General features: G+C 62.1%; 16 protein-coding genes. 5 read left to right on the top strand and 11 right to left on the bottom strand.

Annotated elements, in window-relative coordinates; translation table 11 throughout:
• Window positions 1-44: 44 nt before the first annotated feature.
• The gene (locus tag EWV35_RS05375; RefSeq protein ID WP_129658835.1) at window positions 45-878 is read right to left on the bottom strand and encodes a carbon-nitrogen hydrolase family protein; all 834 of its coding nucleotides are present in this window, start codon (window positions 876-878) and stop codon (window positions 45-47) included.
• A 125-nt stretch (window positions 879-1,003) separates the two neighbouring features.
• On the opposite strand from EWV35_RS05375, the gene EWV35_RS05370 reads away from it, so the two are divergent.
• Window positions 1,004-1,660: a GntR family transcriptional regulator gene (locus tag EWV35_RS05370; protein ID WP_129658833.1), complete on the top strand. Its 657-nt coding sequence runs from the start codon at window positions 1,004-1,006 to the stop codon at window positions 1,658-1,660.
• 40 nt (window positions 1,661-1,700) lie between these two features.
• Here EWV35_RS05370 and EWV35_RS05365 read toward each other — a convergent pair whose 3' ends face one another.
• The gene (locus EWV35_RS05365; protein ID WP_129658831.1) at window positions 1,701-3,041 is read right to left on the bottom strand and encodes an MFS transporter; all 1,341 of its coding nucleotides are present in this window, start codon (window positions 3,039-3,041) and stop codon (window positions 1,701-1,703) included.
• Between the two features lie 129 nt (window positions 3,042-3,170).
• On the opposite strand from EWV35_RS05365, the gene EWV35_RS05360 reads away from it, so the two are divergent.
• Window positions 3,171-3,851, top strand: a complete 681-nt coding sequence (locus EWV35_RS05360) for a DUF2848 family protein (protein WP_129658829.1) — start codon at window positions 3,171-3,173, stop codon at window positions 3,849-3,851.
• Window positions 3,852-3,994: 143 nt separating this feature from the next.
• On the opposite strand, the gene EWV35_RS05355 is transcribed toward EWV35_RS05360, so the two are convergent.
• Together EWV35_RS05355 and EWV35_RS05350 are read right to left on the bottom strand one after the other, a co-directional pair.
• Window positions 3,995-5,056, bottom strand: a complete 1,062-nt coding sequence (locus EWV35_RS05355) for a Gfo/Idh/MocA family protein (RefSeq protein ID WP_238654175.1) — start codon at window positions 5,054-5,056, stop codon at window positions 3,995-3,997.
• On the bottom strand, window positions 5,053-5,880 hold the full coding sequence (locus EWV35_RS05350; protein WP_129658827.1) for a sugar phosphate isomerase/epimerase family protein: 828 nt from the start codon (window positions 5,878-5,880) through the stop codon (window positions 5,053-5,055). Before EWV35_RS05350 ends, EWV35_RS05355 begins: the two co-directional genes overlap by 4 nt.
• Window positions 5,881-6,104: 224 nt before the next feature.
• On the opposite strand from EWV35_RS05350, the gene EWV35_RS05345 reads away from it, so the two are divergent.
• The gene (locus EWV35_RS05345) at window positions 6,105-7,739 is read left to right on the top strand and encodes a glycoside-pentoside-hexuronide (GPH):cation symporter (RefSeq protein ID WP_165168361.1); all 1,635 of its coding nucleotides are present in this window, start codon (window positions 6,105-6,107) and stop codon (window positions 7,737-7,739) included.
• A gap of 13 nt (window positions 7,740-7,752) precedes the next feature.
• Window positions 7,753-8,931, top strand: coding sequence for a Gfo/Idh/MocA family protein (locus EWV35_RS05340; protein ID WP_129658823.1), 1,179 nt, complete (start codon window positions 7,753-7,755; stop codon window positions 8,929-8,931).
• A 106-nt stretch (window positions 8,932-9,037) separates the two neighbouring features.
• Here EWV35_RS05340 and EWV35_RS05335 read toward each other — a convergent pair whose 3' ends face one another.
• Both EWV35_RS05335 and EWV35_RS05330 read right to left on the bottom strand, forming a co-directional pair.
• Window positions 9,038-9,895: a sugar phosphate isomerase/epimerase family protein gene (locus tag EWV35_RS05335; RefSeq protein ID WP_129658821.1), complete on the bottom strand. Its 858-nt coding sequence runs from the start codon at window positions 9,893-9,895 to the stop codon at window positions 9,038-9,040.
• A 285-nt stretch (window positions 9,896-10,180) separates the two neighbouring features.
• Window positions 10,181-11,725, bottom strand: coding sequence for a sulfatase-like hydrolase/transferase (locus EWV35_RS05330; protein ID WP_238654173.1), 1,545 nt, complete (start codon window positions 11,723-11,725; stop codon window positions 10,181-10,183).
• A gap of 265 nt (window positions 11,726-11,990) precedes the next feature.
• Here EWV35_RS05330 and EWV35_RS05325 point away from each other — a divergent pair, with 265 nt between their 5' ends.
• Window positions 11,991-13,934 (top strand): aconitate hydratase, encoded by a 1,944-nt coding sequence (locus EWV35_RS05325; RefSeq protein ID WP_129658820.1) that lies wholly within the window; start codon window positions 11,991-11,993, stop codon window positions 13,932-13,934.
• Window positions 13,935-14,043: 109 nt separating this feature from the next.
• Here the strand turns inward: EWV35_RS05325 and EWV35_RS05320 are convergent, their stop codons facing one another.
• The 5 genes from EWV35_RS05320 to EWV35_RS05300 form a co-directional block, all read right to left on the bottom strand.
• Window positions 14,044-15,438 carry a D-serine ammonia-lyase gene (locus EWV35_RS05320; RefSeq protein WP_129658818.1) on the bottom strand — a complete coding sequence of 465 codons (1,395 nt, stop codon included), beginning with the start codon at window positions 15,436-15,438 and terminating at the stop codon, window positions 14,044-14,046.
• A 137-nt stretch (window positions 15,439-15,575) separates the two neighbouring features.
• A complete protein-coding gene (locus EWV35_RS05315; RefSeq protein WP_129658816.1) occupies window positions 15,576-15,755 on the bottom strand; it encodes a hypothetical protein in 180 nt (59 codons plus the stop codon).
• A gap of 90 nt (window positions 15,756-15,845) precedes the next feature.
• Window positions 15,846-17,588, bottom strand: coding sequence for an FAD-dependent oxidoreductase (locus EWV35_RS05310; protein WP_129658814.1), 1,743 nt, complete (start codon window positions 17,586-17,588; stop codon window positions 15,846-15,848).
• Between the two features lie 50 nt (window positions 17,589-17,638).
• Window positions 17,639-18,475: a sugar phosphate isomerase/epimerase family protein gene (locus tag EWV35_RS05305; protein ID WP_202976042.1), complete on the bottom strand. Its 837-nt coding sequence runs from the start codon at window positions 18,473-18,475 to the stop codon at window positions 17,639-17,641.
• Window positions 18,472-19,608 carry a Gfo/Idh/MocA family protein gene (locus EWV35_RS05300; RefSeq protein WP_129658812.1) on the bottom strand — a complete coding sequence of 379 codons (1,137 nt, stop codon included), beginning with the start codon at window positions 19,606-19,608 and terminating at the stop codon, window positions 18,472-18,474. The genes EWV35_RS05305 and EWV35_RS05300 overlap by 4 nt, the downstream gene beginning before the upstream one ends.
• Between the last annotated feature and the right edge of the window lie 44 nt (window positions 19,609-19,652).

The following is a 19,652-nucleotide window of genomic DNA, read 5'->3' as shown; positions in this document are numbered from 1 at the left end:
GAGGTCGCGCGGATTCCCACCGGCCCGGGAAGCTGGGCTGCCGCTCACTCGGTCTCGACAGTCACCTCGCCCTCGAGGAACGAGTTCGCGAGCACCGGAATCGCAGTCCGCGTCTGACGGACGACCTGCCGCGAGAGCTCCGCATAGATGATCTCGTCACCGGCGTCGGCGGAGGCGATCAACTCTCCCTTCGGACCTGCCACGTACGAATGGCCCACTCCCGTCGGGCTGTCCTGGGCTGCGGGGGCGCCCGTGACCCTCGGATCCGCCTGACCGCACGCGAGTACGTATGCTGTCGCGTCCAATGCCCGCGCTCGACCGAGCAATTCCCATTGTTCGATCTTCCCGGGGCCCGACCCCCACGAGGCGGATACGACGATCGCGTCCGCACCCGAGCGCGCCTGCGCCGTGAAGAGGGGAGGGAACCGCACGTCGTAACAGATGGCCAACCCTATGGTGAGATCGCCGAATCCAAACGTGCGGATCGTCTGGCCGGGTGAGACGGAATCTGATTCCTTGTGCCCGAACGCGTCGAATAGATGGACCTTGTCGTAATGTGCAGCTACGGCGGTGCCCTCGGGATCCATGCCACGGGCCACGATCGTGTTCTTCACGGTGCCATTTGTTCCGGGGCGGAACATGCCGGCGATCACGGTAACCCCGTTTTCACGGGCGATCGCCTCGAGGCGTTTTGCCCAAGGGCCATCGAGTTCCTCCGCGGCAGCCGCCAGATCTGTGCCGAACGGAGTCTGCGTCGCTTCGGGGAAGACGACGAGGTCGGCGCCGTTCCTCGCCGCCGTTTCCGTGCGTTCGGCGATCGTGCGCAGGTTCGCACGGGGATCCGCCACAGAATTCATTTGCACGAGTGCTGCCTTCATTGGTCTGCTCCTTCATCGTGTTCGGGTGTGTCTTCGTCATGCGTTTTCGTTCGATGTGCTTCCGGTGTGTCCGATGCGGCGGGCACCGGGATCGTCACGGTCCGGGACCGGTAGGCTTGTGAATCATGCAGAAGTTAACGGGACCCACAGCACGCCAGAACGCCTACGATCGTCTGCGTGATCTCGTTCTGACCGACCCGTCCGTGCAAGGGACTTTTCTCAACGAGGGAGATCTGGTCGACAAGTTCGGGCTCTCCCGCACTCCGATACGCGAGGCGCTCATCATGCTTGCCTCCGATGGGCTCGTCGAACTCATTACCCACCGCGGGGCCTACGTGCGTCCAAGCGATGACCGGGCGATCCGGGAGACGATGGAAATGCGTGCCCTCATTGAGCTCGAGGCGGCCCGCCAGGTTCTTGCCTCCGGTCGAGTGCCCCTGGAAACCATGTCCGACCTCCTGGAACAACAGGCCAATCTTCAGGTCTCCTCGGAGACGGTCCCCGACTTCATCTCGATAGACCAGCGGTTTCATGCGGCGATGGTTGATGCTCCGGGGAACAGAGTGATGTCGGATTTCTACACCCGCCTCCGGGTGATGCACGTGCGATTCGGCATCGCGGCGACGTGGACCAGCTCGCAGCGTCCTGCCGAAGTGCTCGAAGAACACACCCGGATCCTCGAGGCCTTGCGTGCTGGCGACGCAGCAGGGACCGAGGCCGCGATCCGGCACCACATTGAACGAACGCAGTGCCTCCTGCTCCACGGCACCCCGATCCCGTGAGATTTCCGCCAGGTCGGCGTGCAGGACCTTGGCTTGGATCTCAGGCATCGGCCGTGCTCGCCTGTACTTTCTCGAGATGATCGAGATCCTCCTGGACGTTGTTGTCGCGTCCGAGCATTAGCCCGATGATCGTCAGGACACACGTTCCGGCCAGGTAAACGGCAACCCACACCCACGTGTCCGTCGTGTCGAGGAGCAGCGTGAACATCATCGGCGCGATCGCTCCACCGAGCACACCGGCGATGGTGTAGGCAAGCGATGAGCCGGTGTATCGCAATCGCGGTGAGAACTGCTCGACGACGAATGCCGCCTGGGGGCCGTACATGAGTGAGTGGAAGAAAAGTCCGATGGGAATTCCGATGTACATCCACAGTGCGCTGCCGGTCTGCAATTGGGAGAAGAAGACGAACGTCCACACGACCGTGCCGAGGGCCGAAATTCCGTAGAGGAGACGCCGGTTGATCAGGTCGGAGACGTATCCGGCCAGCGGGATGCACACGATCTGGAAGGCGGACCCGAACATCACTGCGCCGAGGACGGTCGCTCGGTCCAGTCCGAGGACGAGGGTGCCGTACGTGAGGGTGAAGACGGTGAACAGCGCGTACGTGACGTCGGGGCCGATGCGGGAGAGAACGGCCGCAATCAGAGGCCGCAGCTCGTCCCTGAAGAGTTCGGAAATGGGTTTCTCCGCACGTTGCCCGGACTTTTCCACAGCCTTGAAGACAGGGGTGTCCTCGAGCTTGAGGCGGATCCACAGCCCGAAGAGGACGAGCACAGCGGAAATGAGGAAAGCCACCCGCCATCCCCACGCGAAGAACGCCTCCTCGGACAAGAGCAGGGTGAGGCCCGCGAAAACACCGTTCGCGAGGAGGTTTCCGGCCGGTGGGCCGATCTGCGCGGCGGAGGACCAGAAACCGCGGTAGCGAGGGTCGCCGTATTCGCTGGAAAGCAGGACGGCGCCACCCCATTCGCCCCCGACGCCCACTCCCTGCGCAAATCGCAGGAGCACGAGGACGAGCGGGGCGAAGAACGAGATGCTTTGGTACGTAGGCAGCAGCCCAATGAGGAATGTCGAGGTACCGATCAGGACCAGAGTCCACACGAGGACCTTCTTGCGCCCGACCTTGTCACCCAGACGCCCGAAGACGATACCGCCGAGTGGGCGGGATACGTACCCGACGGCGTAGGTCGAGAAGGCGAGGAGAACGCCGACCATCGGATCGCCCGTGGGGAAGAAGAGTACCGGAAGTACGATCGCGGCGGCCGCCGAATAGATCGCGAAGTCATACCACTCGAGCGTCGTGCCACTGAGACTCGCGGCGAATGCCTTGACGAGGTCTTTCTTGGTGACAGGTGGACGGGCAATGGTCGATGTGCTCATGACTGCCTTTCGAGTCGATGCTATGTGACGCTTCACACGTGATGATTGCGTCAACGTTATACTGGTTGTATACAATGAAACAACCCCGTCCGATCGGCCGCGGTAACCCGAGAAGGAAGTAGGCCTCCAATGCTCACATTCGAACTCCCCGAGGGGTCGAGCACCGACGTCGAAGTCACCCGCCTGTTCAACGCGGGGTACGCCGGACGCGATCAGTCTTCCGTCCAAGCGCACATCGATGAACTCGCCGAACTGGGCGTCCCGGGTCCCACAGTTATCCCTGCGCTATACCCGGTCTCGCCGTACCTCGCGCAGCAGACGGAAACCGTCGCGGTGCAGCGCGGAAAGTCCTCCGGTGAGGCCGAATGGGCCATCGTTGTGACGGATGGGGGAGTGCTCATCACCGCCGCATGCGACCAGACCGACCGCGACCTGGAGACTTACGGGGTGGCGTGGAGCAAGAACGCCTCGCCGGATGTTCTTGCGAGGAAGGCTTGGCGCCTCGACGACATCGCGGACCACATCGACGACATCCGGATCGAGGCATGGGTCGCCGACTCCTCGGGCGAGGAGACTCGGATTCAGGACGGCAGCTTCGCTGAGCTCCTTCCTCCGGAGCACTGGCTCGAGCAGCTTCGGGAAAAGGGATATGCCCAGCCCGGCACTGTCCTCATTTCAGGCACGATCCCCATGGCCCCCGACGTCGACCAGTTCGCACCGAAGTGGCGCGTACGACTCACGGACCCGACCAATGGCAACACAATCGAACTCGCATATGCGGTCGAGCCGATGCCCGAGCCTGTCGGCTGAGGACCTCGCAGCGAACGAACTGGAACGACTGCCCCAAACACTTGTTCAGGAGAACCGATGATCCACGTTCTTGATGCGGATGCGTTCGCCGCATACGGGAAGATTCTGGACTGCTCATTCCAGGCCGACGATGCCGTACGGATTCACACCAGATAGGGGTTGGCCGCGTCCACGTCCCGTCCGGGCCTTTCGGGGAATCCGCCGACACCGTCGTAGGCGGCCTTCACGATGCGCAATGAATTCATCGCCTCGTCGGGGTCGATCCAGAATTCCTCGCCGGCCTCGAAACCCTCGTAGAAATCCTTGATGAGTTCGACGTGGGAGGACCCCCAATATGCTTTGGCCCGATCCGAAGGGAGGCGCTCCTTGACCACCTTGTCCGGTGCGCCTTCCCCCGTAATCAACAGTTCGGTTCCGGACCGCATCTGGCCCCGCTCCATGACGACGTCCATGGTCACGGGAAGATTCGCGGGGGCCGCATTGGTCGCCATGAGGACGCTCCGCACGCCGGACTCATGAGTCAGGGTCAAGGCCGCGGTGTCCTCGACCTCGATGATCTTGTTCAAGGCATCGGTGCCGACCCGCCCGCGTACAGCGACCACGGGCCCCATAATCCATTGGAGCAAATCCACCGTATGGATTGCTTGGTTGATCAGTAGTCCGCCACCGCTGCCGGACCAGGTTCCACGCCACGGTTTGTCTGTGTAGTACTCGGGCGGTCGGTGCCACGCGACGGTCGCCACAGCTCCTTGGACCGCGCCGAATTCGCCGGCTTCCACGACCTGCTTCATGGCCTGTGCCGAGAGATTGTAACGATTTTGGAAGCACACGCCCACGCGCGGACGACGCCCGCCGCGGCCGAGCTTCGGATTCCTGGCGGCCTCAGCAATCCTCTCGGCACTGGCCAAATCGGAACTGAGCGGTTTCTCGGTCAGCACGTCGCACCCGGCTCGCAATCCCTCGAGAATCGCGGGCTCGTGCTGCCCATGGGGCGTCGTGACGTGCACGACGTCGGGGGCGAACCTCTGGAGTGCGTCATCGACGGATTGGGCGGTCGGCACCCCAAGTTCGAGTTCGGCCGCCCTCCTCCGTTCCGGGTTGACGTCGCACACGCCAACGATCCGGGCGTTGGGCATGGATGTGAGCGCCTCGGCGTGCACAGCGCTCACGGAACCGTAACCGACGATCAAGGCACCGAGAGTCACTGGTATGGGATCCCCTTCTCCTTGAGCAGACTCGTGAACGCCGCGTGCGCCTCGGTGAACAATTCGGGTCCGGAGAAGCCTCCGAGCTCGTGCGTTGCGGACAGATGAGGTTCGAGTGAGAAGAACCCGTCGAATCCGTCCGCGACCAAGGCGTCGAGGGTCTCACGCAGTTCGCCGTCGCCTTCGCCGGTCACGACCACTTCGCCGTCGGACAGGCGCGCGTCCTTGACTTGGATGTACTCAAGGTACGGGCGGATCTGGGCATAGCCCTCGGAGTAGGGGCGCAGACCGCACTGCACGAAGTTCGCGGAGTCCCACGCCGCCCGGAGTCGCGAGGAGTCGACGCTCTCTAGGATGTCCGCGCACCGGCGAGGGATGTCGCCGTAGATCTTCTTTTCGTTTTCGTGCAGGAAGGTCAGGTCGCCTTCCTCGGCGACGTCGGCAAGTGCCCGCATGCGTTCGATGACCTCGTCCCGATGGCTGTCCGGATCCTCGCCGTCGGGCATGAAGAAGGAAAAGATGCGCACGAAGGGCGCGCCGAAGACGTGAGCGACGTCGACCGCTTGCTGAGCACGCTCGAGGTGGGGATCGATGGGGTCGTGGATTCCGATCTTGCCGATGGGTGAGCCGATGCTTGAAACCTTGAGGCCGTGACGATCGAGGATTTCCACCGCCCGCTCGAGCTGCTGATCGTCAAGGTCCAGAACATTGGTGTCCCACGCGCTGCGGAACTCGATGTATTCGAGCCCCAAGGACCGTGCATGGGCGCACTGAGTTTCGAAATCGGGGGAGATTTCGTCGGCAAATCCGGACAGGGTCCACATGTACTTCTCCTCGTTGAATGACGTCTTCCGGTCTCCAGCCTGGCTTAACCGGGAATACGCGGCAACGGGTTGCCATTTGTTGCCTGGATCACAGGTCTGACGTGGGAAGTGGTGACGACAACAAGTGGCAACCACTAGTTCGGGGAGGCGGCCGGCCCCAGGATGTAGGAAAGCAACGGCCACATGTGGCTTGCGACACTTTTTGACAGCGAAGGATGACGACGATGTCACACCCATCCGTTTCCGAGACCAAAGCGGCCACCCCCACGGCCCCCTCGAAAGGCGCAACCCAAAAGCTCCCGCTCCGGTCCTTCCTGGGCTATGCGGCCGGCGACGCGGGCAACAACCTCGCGTTCAACATGGTCAGCACGTTCCTGCTGCTCTATTACACGGACGTCGTCGGGATCCCGGCCGGATACGCCGCCCCGATCTTCCTGATTGTCCGCATCTGGGACGGGATCGGGGACATCGTCGTCGGGCGTTGGGTGGACAAGACAGTCAGCCGATGGGGCAAATTCCGTCCCTGGATCCTCTGGTCCTGCCTGCCGCTTATGCTGACCTCGGTATGGGTCTTCTCGCTTCCGGAAGCTGACAGCCTCACGATGAAGCTGTTCTGGGCATATCTGTCCTATGGAATCATGATGATGTTCTATTCCATGGTCAACATCCCATACGGGTCGCTCGCCTCGGCGATGACGCAGGCGCCCGTCGAGCGTGCAAAGCTTGCGACCTTCCGAACCATCGGTTCCCAGGTCGCGGTCATGTTGATTGCTGTCGTCGTGGCCCCGCTCGTTCAACGCTTCAGCGCGGCGAACCTGTACCAGGACAAGGTGTCCGCGCTGGGTGGTGAGGACAACTCAACGGATGCGCAGCTGTCCGCGGCCAAGGCCGCCGCGGCTCACGACGCGACCACGGGCCTGCAGGGATCCCTGACCACGATTACCCTGATCTTCGTGGTGTTAGGCGTCGCCCTGTACGTCTTCACGTTCCTGACTGCCAAGGAACGTGTGGTGCGCCCTCCGGAGGATCAGGTCAGCTTGAAGCAGGCCGTGGTTGTACTGGCCAAGAACAAAGCGCTGATTTGGCTGTCCATTGGTTCGATCATCGTCCTGACCTCCCACGTATCGCTGCAGACGATGGGCATTTACTTCGCCCGCGACGTCATGGGCAATGCCGGCTTGTTCTCGATTCTCACGATCATCCAGACCGCGTCGATCTTTGTTGCCGCGCCGTTCATCGGACGCGCCGTGGCGCGGTACGGCAAACGCTTCGTCTACCTGTCCGGAGCCGTCGCTTTCATGCTCGGAGGGATCCTGGTGTTCCTGTGCCCGCCGTCCATGCCCTGGCTGGCGTGCGTCGCATTCTTCTTCCTAGGCCTTGGCATCGGGTTGCTCAACACACTGATGTGGGCCATGGAAGCGGACACCGTCGAGTACGGCGAGTGGAAGACCGGTCGCCGCACCGAGGGCACCACATACGCTGTCTTCTCGTTCGTGCGGAAACTGGGCCAGGCATTCGGTGGTGCTGCCGCGGCGGGGCTGATCGGCTTGACCGGATACGTCGGAGGCGCCGCGGTTCAGTCCGATCACGCGGTCTTGGGCATCCGTCTGACCGCAGGGATTCTGCCGGCAGTACTGTGTTTGATCGCTTTCTTCGTGATGCTTCGCTATCCGTTGACCGATACGTTGTTCAACCGGATCGTGGAGGAGAACGAGACGCGCAAACAGATCAAACTCGCGATGTCCCACGGACGAGCCATTGTTCCGCCCGACACGGACACTCCGCGGGGCGCGCAGTCGGGAACCCATAATGACGGCGAACCGGTCCCGGAAACGACATCACAGCAGACCGAGAAATAGAAAGAGGACACACATGAGACCCACGGGAACCCAAGACACGGTTCGCCTCGGTATCATCGGGTACGGCGCGCAAGGCTCCACGTATGCGACATTCATTGCCGAAGGTCGCGTGCCGCACATGCGAGTCGGCGCGATCTGCGACACGAACCCCGAGCGCCGCGCACAGGCCGAGCGAGATCACCCCGGGGTCACGACTTTCTCGAGCTATTCCGACGTCCTGGCATCGGAGAAAATCGACGCCGTGGTCACGTGCGTACCGCATTACCTCCACCCGGAGATGGGGATCGAGGCCCTCCGCAACGGGACACCCGTGCTGGTCGAGAAGCCAGCGGGCGTCTACACGAAGCAGGTGGCCGAGCTGAACCAGGTCGCAAAGCAGACCCCCGACGTCCCGTTCGCGATCATGTTCAATCAGCGCAACAATCCGCTGTATCGCAAGATCAAAGACATCATCGATGCGGGGGACATCGGCACCCTGCGTCGCACTAACTGGATCATCACCACATGGTGGCGCCCCCAGGGCTACTATGACCAGTCCGCGTGGCGGGCCACCTGGGGCGGCGAGGGCGGCGGCGTCCTGGTCAATCAGGCACCGCACCAGCTCGATCTGCTGCAGTGGATGTGCGGGGTGCCTCGTTCGGTCTTCGCCAAGGCCGCTTTCGGTTTCCGACGGAACATACCGGTCGAGGACGAGGTGACCGCCGTTCTGGACTACGGCAATGGCGCAACCGGTGTCTTCATCACCGCGACGCACGATCTGGTGGGCACCGACCGTCTCGAAATCCTGGGCGACAAAGGCAAGATCGTGGTGGACGGCTCGAAGAAGGCGCACATCTACCGCCTGCGCGACGACGAGCAGGAGATCTCCAAAGGACTCGATATGGAGGCGGTGAGAGGACTGTTCCAGGGTTCGATCGATCCGCACGACTTCTACGAGGAGGAGGACCTCGAGTTCGAGTCGGTGTGGGGAGAACAGCACACCGGTGTACTGGAGAACTTCGCGCTCCACGTGCTGGACGGGACGCCGCTTCTCGCGCCGGGCTCGGACGGGATCAATGGGGTCCGGCTCGCCAACGCGATCCACCTGTCCGCGTGGAAAGGGGAAGAGGTGCCCCTGGATTTCGATACCGAAGAGCACTTGGACCTGCTGAATCAGCACATCGCCGAAGAAGGGACATACCCTCAGCGCTAATCGGGCTGCCCCTCGCGGGCACCGGGCGCAGCCCACACGCCGCCAAGGGCCTGCTGATGACCATCGGCAGGCCCTTTTTCCGGACAGCCGTGTCAGGGCTCAAACATCAGTAACCGATCGAGCGAAGGTATTCCCTGGAATCGGCGAGGCAATCGAAAGGATCGCGTCCGTAGAGTTCGTCCTGCTCAACGAAGAAGTGTTCCGCGCCGGCATCGAGCGCCGCCGGCAGGAGCTCCGGCCAGTTCATATTGCCGGCACCCACTTCCGCGAATTGGGGAAGAAGAGCGAATCTGCGCATGAACTCTGCGTGGGCCTCGGGCGTTTTGTCGTCGAGGAGCGCCATATTCTCCGCAGGCAGAGGGACCACCCGATAATCCTTGACATGAATGAGCTTGCAAACGCCCGAGTACTCCTTGAGCATGTCCAGCGGGTTCATGCCGCCGCGCTGCACCCAATGAAGGTCCACCTCGAATCGCACGGTCGGGGCGAGACGCCGAACGATGTCGAAGATGCGCTCGCCGTCGAACTGGGCCAGATCCACGTGGTGGTTGTGGTAACAAAGCGTGATGCCTTCGGCCGCCAGACGCTGCCCCGCTTCCTCGCACTCGCGCCCCCACGCTTCACAGGCCTCCTTGGATGCCATGGCATCGAACGGCATCATCCCGATGCGGACGAATGAGACGCCGAGTCGGCGGCAGTCCGAGACGACCTTTCCGAAATCGGTGTCCAGAGCGTCGCCGGTAGCCGTTGCGGTTTTCTTGAGCGCTACCGAGAGGGCGCCTACCCTGAGGTCGAGTTCGGAGGCACCGCGCTCGAGATCCTTGGTATTCGTGTCGTTCATCGGGATCTGAGAGACCTCGACCGACTCGTATCCGAGATGCTTGATTCTCTCCAGGACACGGAACATGCCCTCCTCGGCAACTCGGTCCTTGAGCATCATCATCTGAACACCCAGCGTCGTCATCTTCGCTCCTCACGTTCCGGTGCCCGCGGCGGTGCGGGTTCGGCTTCAGGTCTACCGGCGGGGTGTAGCGCAGGTCACGCGATTGCCGCGGGTTGCCGCGGCCTGAAGATCGATCCGCGACCCCGTCCCAGTTGCGCTCGCCGTCGTGGCACCGCGGGCTCATCGTCGCTGATGCACGGGGACCACGATCAACCGTGGGCTCAAGTCTTTCCTCGGAGCTACGTGGAGGCCGGCTTCAAGGCCTCAGGCCCCGGCCGCCCATCCACGTGCTCGCCATTGCTGTTCCTAGCTCCTGACGTGCTCGCCGTCCCACGCCTTCGTATAGAAGTCCTTGGAACGCGTCGTGAGCAGCTCTTTGTATTCCTGACCGGTGAGGGCCTGAGCTGAGTCTTGGGGAATATTGTCCGTGAATCCGGAGACGCCCAGCCCTGCCGAATGGTTCTGCACTTGCAAGCCGGCGGCCTCGAGCATCGTCGGATACATATTGAGCTGGTCCATACCGGGACGTAACTGCCGATTCCTGTCTTCACCCGGAACCCACACACGATTGAAGATGCTGCGGTTGTTGTTCTTGTCCAGCTCCTTGTGGAACGAATCACTGGATGCCATGTGCTTGAGGTGGTCTCCCTGGATAACGACGGCGGTGTCGTCCAGATAGCCTTTTTCCTCCATGTAGTTCACATAGTCGACAACTTTTTCCATGGAACACTGGTAGACCGATGTCAGCTTTTTATTCGTGTCCACCTGACAATAGTCGTATACCGTGGTGGGCTCGTGGGTGTCCAAAGTCAGCGTCGAAAGATTGAATGGCTGTCCGGTCTCCTCGGACTCGGCGTGCAACTGGTCGATCTCGTCCTTGGCGTGGTCCAAGAGCCTCTCGTCGCTCAGACCCCAATCCTCCCGGAAGTTCTTCTCCGGCTCACCGGCTGCTTTCCAATCTGCCAGGTCCTTGATTTCGTCGAAACCGTGGTTTTGCAAGAACGTGTCCTTGCTGGCGAACTCGCCGCCTGCTCCGCCCATGAACACGTTCTTGTACCCCTGTTGTTTGAGTACATCACCCAAGCACGTCGTGCCGTTGAGATAGGAGCCGATGCCGTCCGGAGGAGCGGTGTTCCCGCCGCCGTACCACGGTGAACTGGTTCCCTTGAGCGGGATACCGCACTGCGTCGAGACCATCCCGGCCATGGTCCAGCCTCCGCCTTCGTACTGCTGGTAATTATCGACGCTCTGCCAATCCGCCGTCCGGTCTTCGAGAGGGGCGTATGGATCCTTCTCGAACAGGTTTTCGTCGCCCAGCGTCTGTTCTCCGGATTCGATATAGATATTCACGATATTGCGCTTATGCGTGGAGTCGGTGATCATCGGCTCGGCGTAGTAGTCCCCGACATCCATGTCGGAACTCGCCGCGCGGACGAAATCGGCCAGACCCACGCTGCTCGAAAACACCGATGCTCCGGAAACAATCAGGATCAGGACCAGGCTCGCGGAGACTACCCGGGTCATGCGACGCGTCAACCGTGGACGCGGATCCCATGAACCAAGCCGCCTTTTCCGGGTACCGAGGAGATGGACAAGCGCAATGGCAAGAGTAATGACCACGGGGAGAACGACGAAGCCGAAGAACCCCAGCCATTCCATGGCGAAACCGCGCGATAAGTCGACCTCCTTGACACTCATCGCCATCTGCCGAACAGTGACTTCACCCCAGAACCAATGGATTCCGAGGCCAGCAACGAGCAGGACGAGCCCGAACCAGACCACGAGATAGAAGAGGACCATTCCCAGGATGGCGCCGATTCGTCGGCTCGGTTTCGAATAATTGCTGGGCACAGTCACTCCTCGGCTTCAATCGCCCGCATTGGTCTCGTCCCGCGTCTAAACGGACTCACACGATCGCCCAGCCTAGCGAATTTTGAAAGGAATACGATGTGTCATGCGGGGGCGAAGACCCAGAGCCTCTCCGGATCCCAGGCACGCCGCGGGCGGGGCGGTCCGACATCCGCGCTTAACCTTTCGTTTCCTGGGGCATAGCCTGGGGTCAGGGGCCCGAGTCAAAGTTGATTCGGTGCTCATCACAAGCCGGGAGGGCAGGATAGTGTCTCAGAACGTCACCCAGAAACTCATCGCGAATCATCTCGTCGAAGGGGAGATGAAGCCAGGCGAGGAGATCGCCCTGAAAGTTGACCAGACCCTTACCCAGGACGCCACGGGCACCATGGTGATGCTCGAATTGGAGGCCATGGGCCTGGAACGCATCCAGACCGAGCTGTCGGTGCAGTACGTGGACCACAACCTGTTGCAGACCGACGAGAAGAACCCTGATGACCATCTGTTCCTGCAGTCCGCGGCTCAGCGTTTCGGCCTGTGGTTCTCCAAGGCCGGTAACGGGGTCTCGCATCCGGTGCACCAGTCCCGTTTCGGCCGGCCTGGTGCCACCATGATCGGTTCCGACTCGCATACGTGCGCTGCGGGCGCTCTGGGGATGCTCGCGGTGGGGGTCGGCGGCCTGGAGGTCGCGATGGCAATGGCCGGTCAGCCCCTCTACGTGACCATGCCCGAGGTCTGGGGCGTGGAGTTGATCGGCGAGCTTCCCGACTGGGTCTCTGCCAAGGACGTGATCCTGGAGATGTTGCGTCGTCACGGTGTGAAGGGCGGTGTGGGCCGCGTGATCGAGTACCACGGGCCAGGCCTTGCCGGACTCACCGCCATGGACCGGCACGTGATCGCGAATATGGGGGCCGAACTCGGAGCCACCACGAGCGTGTTCCCGGCCGATGACGCTGTGCAGGAATACCTCGCCGCGGTCGGCCGCGCCGACGACTACCAGCGGATCGTGGCCGACGACGACGCAACGTACGATGTCGAGGAGCACATCGACCTGTCCTCCTTGGAACCGCTCATCGCCAAGCCTTCTTCTCCGGGCAACGTCGTTCCGGTGGCCGAGGTCGCAGACGAAGACGCGTTCCAGGTCGTCGTCGGATCCTCCGCTAATCCCGGGCTCCGGGATTTCGCGGTATTCGCGGAGATCCTGGCGGGTCAACAAACAGACTCGCAGGTTTCGGTTGATGCCAACCCCACCTCACGTGAGGTGCTGGCGGATCTGATCGCCGGTGGCTGGCTGACTTCTCTCGTTGCCTCGGGGGCGCGTATCCACCAGTCAGGCTGCATGGGATGCATCGGTATGGGTCAGGCTCCTGCGAGTGGCCGCAATTCGTTGCGCACCATGCCGCGCAATTTCCCGGGCCGGTCGGGCACGGAGGAGGACGCGGTGTGGTTGTGTTCCCCGGAGACGGCGGCCGCCGCTGCCTTGACCGGCAAAATCACCGACCCACGAACCCTGGCCGAGAGTCACGGCATTGAATATCCGAGACCGGAGATGCCCGAGAGGTACAGCGCCAACACGGACATGCTGCTGCCTCCACTGGACAAGGACGAGGCGCTCCAGGTCGAACTGGTGAAGGGTCCAAACATCTCCTCGTTGCCGGAATTCGAGCCGCTTGAAGATCGACTCGAGGCTCCGGCACTTTTGGTCATGGAAGACGACGTCTCGACGGACGAGATCATGCCTGCCGGTTCGCGCGTTCTGCCATACCGCAGCAATATCCCCAAGATCGCGGAGTTCAGTTTCACCCGGATAGACCCCACGTATCCGGAAAGGGCGGCCCAGGCCGATGGAGATCACGTGGTGATCGCAGGAGACAACTACGGCCAGGGTTCGTCCCGCGAGCATGCCGTGATTGCCCCTCGCTATTTGGGGCTGCGTGCCGTGATTGCCAAGTCCTTCGCGCGTATCCACTGGCAAAACCTTGCCAACTTCGGCATCCTGGCTTTGGAATTCGACGACCCGGCGGACTACGAGGCCGCTTCACAAGACGACGTTGTGGTGCTAGAAGGGCTTCACGACGCCCTTTCAACCGGCCGCGACATCACGGCCACTATCGGCGGTCGCAAGACGTTGCTGCACCATAGGCTCTCGGATCGCCAGGTAGAGATGGTGCTGGCCGGTGGGCGAATCCCGTTGACCGCGCAGGCCGTCTAGGTCTGCTAGCCCATGACGGATTCCGCGCCGGGCGTCCGGCGCGGAATCGGCCTGTGGTTCAGGGCCTGCCTCCGACCGGGACTTCGTCGAGGGCGTAGCGTCTCTGAGCTTATATCTCTTGGCCGGTGCCCCGGGCGATGAGTGAGGTGAACTCGGCCTGGGGCATCATGTTCCCACCGGTGAGCCAGGCCAGGTGAGTGCCGTTCTCGACCTGGGACCGGGTGATGCCGCGAATGCCGAGAGTCGAATCGTCCAGGGCAGCGAAACGAGTTGCACCCACGATGCCGGCACATGCGGAGGGCTCAACACGCAGGCCCTCGGCGTGGTGGGCGGCGGCGAGGGTCCGGATCAAAGGCTCGTCGTCGACGGTCACGAACCCCGTGATCTCGGAGCCTATGGCCTGGCCCACCAACCCGGAAGGACGCTGCACGGCGAGCCCATCCGCCTCGGTGGATCCGTCCAGCCCAATGTCCTCGACATGGACCCCGTCATCAAGGCCGGTCAGGCGCCCCAGAAACACCGCGGGCGCGTGGGTGGGCTCAACGAAGATGCAGTGTACGTTCTCGCCGAATTCCTGTTTGAGCCCGTAGGTGATTCCACCCGGTGCTCCTCCGACCCCGCAGGGCAAGTACACGAACAACGGTCTGTCCGCTGTCACGTGGACGGCGGCAGTGCGCAGTTGACCGGCTACCCGTGCGCCCGCGACGGCATATCCCAAGAAGAGGTCCAGGGACCTCTCGTCGTCGATGAAAAAAGCGGTGGGTTCCAGCTCGGCCGTCTCGCGTGCTTCGGTCACGGCCACGCTGAAGTTGCCCGCGTGTTCTACAACCTCAGCCCCCGCTTCGCGCAGTTTTGTCTTCTTCCAGGTCTTGGCGTCGGCGGACATGTGCACGGACACGCTGAACCCTAGGGTCCGACCCATGAGCCCTATGGATAGCCCCAGGTTGCCCGTGGATCCGACCACCAAGCGGTATCCGGAAACGATCTCGCGAATGTGGGGGTCCATGAATTGAAGGGCGCCGTCGCTCATCGGAAGACCGTGTCTTTGCAGCACACGGTGGCCCAGAGCAAAGACTTCGTGGATGCCCCCGCGAGACTTGACCGAAGCGGTTACGGGCAACTCGTTGTCGCACTTGACCCACAAATTCCCTGGGATTCTTGAGCCGAGAATCGGATGCAATGCCTCCTGCAAGTCACCGACGCTGAGAAGCCTCGACTCGATGATTCCGTTCCACGCTTTGGTCTCCGGAAACATCTCCCGGACCAGAGGCGCATACCAGCGAAAGCGCTCGGCGGCCTCGGCCAAGTCAGTCCGGGAAGGGACGGTTGCGGGGACCGGCGACGGGGCCGGTGCTGCGGTACTCCCGAAAGGTTCGGTGGCTTCGCCCGCCTGTTCTGGGCGCCGGATGGTTTCCGGCGGTTGGATCCATGCGGTTGCGGTTCCGGTCCGCAAGGCGTTCAGTACGCCACGCTCACCCGATTGCAGTTGGCTGTCGTCAAACATCGGATCCCTTTACGAATTCGCGGTTGGTCTGCTGCCTCGAGTATGTCAGGTGACGTTCGGCCGCCCCTGCATCCTTCTCGGGCATGGCGGCCCGGGTGGAAGCTGAACGCGGACGGTCTCAACGATTTCGGAAGATCCTACGGAACGACTCGGTCTACGATCACGGGAGCAGGACGATCGTGCCAACATGGTCCCGAGGACGGCGTTTCTCCTGGGTCTGGGGTCTCGTCCAGCGGATACGTCGCAGCGATCACCGGATTGATCTGCCCTTGACGAGCAATCGTCATCAAGAGGTCGAAATCGGTGCGAGTGTGCATGCTGGAGCCGATGATCCGGATGCTATCAAGGTTGAGACGACGCACGTCGAAATCGACTTCATGACCGTCCAGTGCGCCAGGCGCCCCGGCTCACAGCTCCGACTCGGCCGCGGTGACCTCGTAGTCGGAGGCGCCGGACAACTCTCGCCCCACCACGTACCCGAAAGTCAACGCCGGGCCCAAATTGGTGCCGCCCGCCGGGTAGAAACCGCCCATGATCGAGGCGCGGTCGTTGCCGGCGGTGTAGAGACCCGGGATGTCCGCACCGTCTTCGTCCAGGACCTTCCCACGCCCATCAGCTGCGATACCGTCGAAAGTCCCGAAGCTTCCCGGGACGACTTTGACCGCGTAGAACGGTCCCTTCTCGATCGGCGCCAGGCTTGGGTTGGGCTGGACCTTAGGGTCTCCACCGTACCGATTGAATTCTGTCTTTCCGCGGTGGAACTCGGGGTCTTCACCACGGCGGGCCGCACGGTTGAAAGCCCCGACCGTCTCATCGAGATTGACCGGGTCGATCCCGCATTTCTGCGCGAGCTCTTCGAGGGTTTTTGCCCGGATCAGATAGCCGCTACGGAGGTATGGGGTCAGCGGAATGGGCCGTGGTTTGGCCATCCCAAGCGGGTATTTCCGGACGAATCGTGAATCCGCGATCTGCCAGGACTGTACCGCCTCCCCTTCGGGGACGGTCTTGAACATGGCATCCACGTAGTCGTAATAGCCGTTCGCCTCGTTGACGAACCTCTTGCCGTTTCGCAGTACGCCGATCGACCCGGGTTTGGCTCGGTCCATGATGTGGGGGAATATGCCCGTGGTTCCGTTGGCGTAGGGAACGAGCGAGACGGGACACCATGCGGCCGGAGAGGCGACGTTTTTGGCAAAGGCCGCCCCTACGCTTTGTGCCAGCCTCAGGCCGTCCCCGGTGCAGGTCTCCGGCGCAAGGGTGTGGTGTTCGTGGCCTGAGGGCGTACCGGGGAACAGTTCTTTGCGGAGTTCGACGTTCCGTGGGAATCCGCCAGTGGCCAGGACGACGCCGGAGCCTGCCTCGATCGTGAATTCTCCGTCGGGCCCTCGGAGCTTCGCGCCGTTGATACGGCCGTCCTCGGTCATCAGCATCAGGCCCTCGGTGTTGACCAGGTACTCGACTCCCAGGTCCGCGCCGGATTGGGCGAGTCGTCCGATTAATGCGGTTCCATTCACTAATTGCATGTTTCGGCGGTGAGCGAGAAGATCCCACATGTGGGGGAGTACCCGCTTGGCCGAGTGGAGCCACCCTTGTGGGCTGAATTGGGAGGCGGCCAAGAACTGGGAAAGGTCCGGGCCGGCCATGATGCCCATGCCGAGGAAGGATGTTTCATATTTTTGGTGCCGCAATTTCTTCAGCAAATTGGGGTCAATGTTACGCGCATTCCACGGTTTGGGGCCGACCGAACGGTGCCCGGTGCCTGCTTCGGGCAGATTTCCGTAAATGTCTTTGATCTTCGCCCCGGGAGTCCATTGGAGCTGGGTCTTCTTCTCGAAGAATTCCACCATGCGCGGAGCGGCCTCAATGAATGCGTCGATGTTGTCCGACTGGTAATAACGGCCGATCACGCTTCTGAGATAGGTGCGGAATTGCTCCGGGTCCTCGATGAGGCCGTCGCGTTTGGCGAAATGTGTGCCGGGCGTCCATGCCCACCCGCCGGACCAGGATGTCGCGCCTCCCATCACGGCATCTTTCTCGGCAACGATGACCTTCATTCCGTGATACGCGGCAGTGACTGCGGCAGCGAGGCCGCCGGCGCCGGAACCGATCACCAGGACGTCGCAGGACAGGTTCGGGGGTGTACAGGACATGAGTCGTCTCCTTAGACGTCTAGAGGTTGGATCGTGGAGAGGGGCAGGCCTTAGACGCTCGGGCTTTCGGGCGAGGCGAGGATTGCGGTCGTGCTGTCGTGCAGAAGGCGAACCCACTCCCGTGCGCCGTGCTGCCGGACGTAGGCGTCTGAACAGGACTCCACGCTGATGGGAAGGTCCGGGGGGAGGTGAGCCAAATAGTCTTGCAGTGGGAACTCCCCGTGCCCTGGAGCGAGACGGTCCGACCGGGATTCCGCGACGAGCCCGTTGCGGTCCGAAGGCCCTGCCATAGGTCCGTCGACGAGCTGGATTCCGCCGATGAGGTCGTAGACGGCATCGAGCTCGTCGAGGGTCGCCCCGAATCGGGTCAAGTGGAGGGTGTCCACGAGGATCTTGGCTCCCGTCTCCCTGGCGAGGCAAGCGGCACCGGGCAGAGAGTTGACCGCTTGGTAGCTGATCGGTTCCACAGTGACCGTGAGGCCGCGCTGCCGGGCGTAGCCAACCATGCCGGTCAGAGAGTCGCGCAACCGATTCTGTTCCGTGTCCGCGGCGGCCACGGTGAAGGTTTGGGCCGCCAATCCGGCAGCGTGGTCCAGTGCTCGTTCCCAGTGGTCTTGTTGATTCGGGCTTCCATCGAGCAACAGAAATTCGGTATCCAGAATGCGCAGTCCGGTTTCGGACAGCGCAGTGAGTACTCGGCGTCGCAATGGGGAGCCGGGGCTGAGATCGTAGAAGGGTTCCGCTTCCGTGACTTTCTGGACCCGGATGCCGACAACGTCGAACCCCGCGTCTGCGGCCAAGTGAATCAGTTCGTCCGGGGGAGTCGTCAGGGAGGAGAGCGCCGCCAATCCGAGTGTTCGGCGAGAGTTTGTCGGTGAGGTCATCATGATCTTTCCACGGGGTTGGCGGTTGAATGGACATCGTCGGGAACCCGGACGCGGGTTGTGATCGGTTCCTCGCTCAATCGGACGGGCGCGCCGGTGCGGGCAGACTCGTAGATCGCCAACAAGATCTTCAAAGCCCGGATCGAATCGGATCCGGTAATCGCGGGTTTCCTCGTTTGCCGCAGGGCGTCGACGAAATCCTCCAGCTGGGAACGATGATGGGGAATCAGGTGATCGTTAATGGCAGAAAGGGATGCGTTGGGTGGCACGTTCGCCGGGTGTGTGAGAACACTGGTGATCGAATCGCCCTCTCCCCAGATGTCCACGCGGCCGTCGGTGCCCTCTGGAAATTCGGTCAGCTGCGCGGTGGAGCCGTTGCTCCCCGTAACGCGCACTTGGGCACCCAGCGCGGGAGAGGCGGCGGTGCTCGCCTGAATCGTGGCCATGGCCCCTGAGGCGAACACGAGGGTCGCGACGGCCGAATCCTCGACTTCGATATTCGTTCCGTGCTTGTATGTGTTCACTCGCCCGAAAACTTCTTGAACATCCCCCATGAACCACTGCAGCAGATCGATGTAGTGGATCGCTTGGGTCATCAGGACCCCGCCGCCATCCGTGCGCCAGGTGCCTCGCCAGTCGTCCTGGGAATAGTAGTCGGGGTCACGATGCAACATGACCGAGCAGTGGCCGAGCACTGGGTCGCGAAGCGGCCCGTCGTCGAGGGCGGTCCGGATCTGCTGCGCCGCCGGCCAGAACCTGCGTTGGAAAAGTACGGTGAATTCTACGCCCGCATCTTCGCATGCTGCGACCATGCGGGAGGCTGCGGTTACATCGATGGAAATCGGCTTCTCGCACACCACGTTCACGCCGTGGTCCGCAGCCGCCAGGACCAAAGCTTCATGCGTCGGGTGCGGGGTGCAGATCGAGACGACGTCGAGGTCCTGCTCCCAGAACCGGTCGATGTCCGTCGCACTCACCGGGATCCCATAAGCCGTTGCGATCCTCTCTGCGGCTTCAGGATTCAGATCGGTGACGGCGACAACCCGGACGTGTGTCATTGATTGATACGACTCGATATGGTTCCGGCTGATCATCCCGCAACCGATGATCCCTACCCTCAGTTCGCGCTGTTCCATAGGTCCTTTCCTCGAGGTGGTTGCACGGAGCTGGCCTCTTCTGC

The organism is Rothia uropygialis, from assembly GCF_004137765.1.
Classification (GTDB): Bacteria; Actinomycetota; Actinomycetes; order Actinomycetales; family Micrococcaceae; genus Rothia.
The sequence above is the reverse complement of the archived record's forward strand: the minus strand, read 5'-3'. Positions and strand labels throughout refer to the sequence as shown.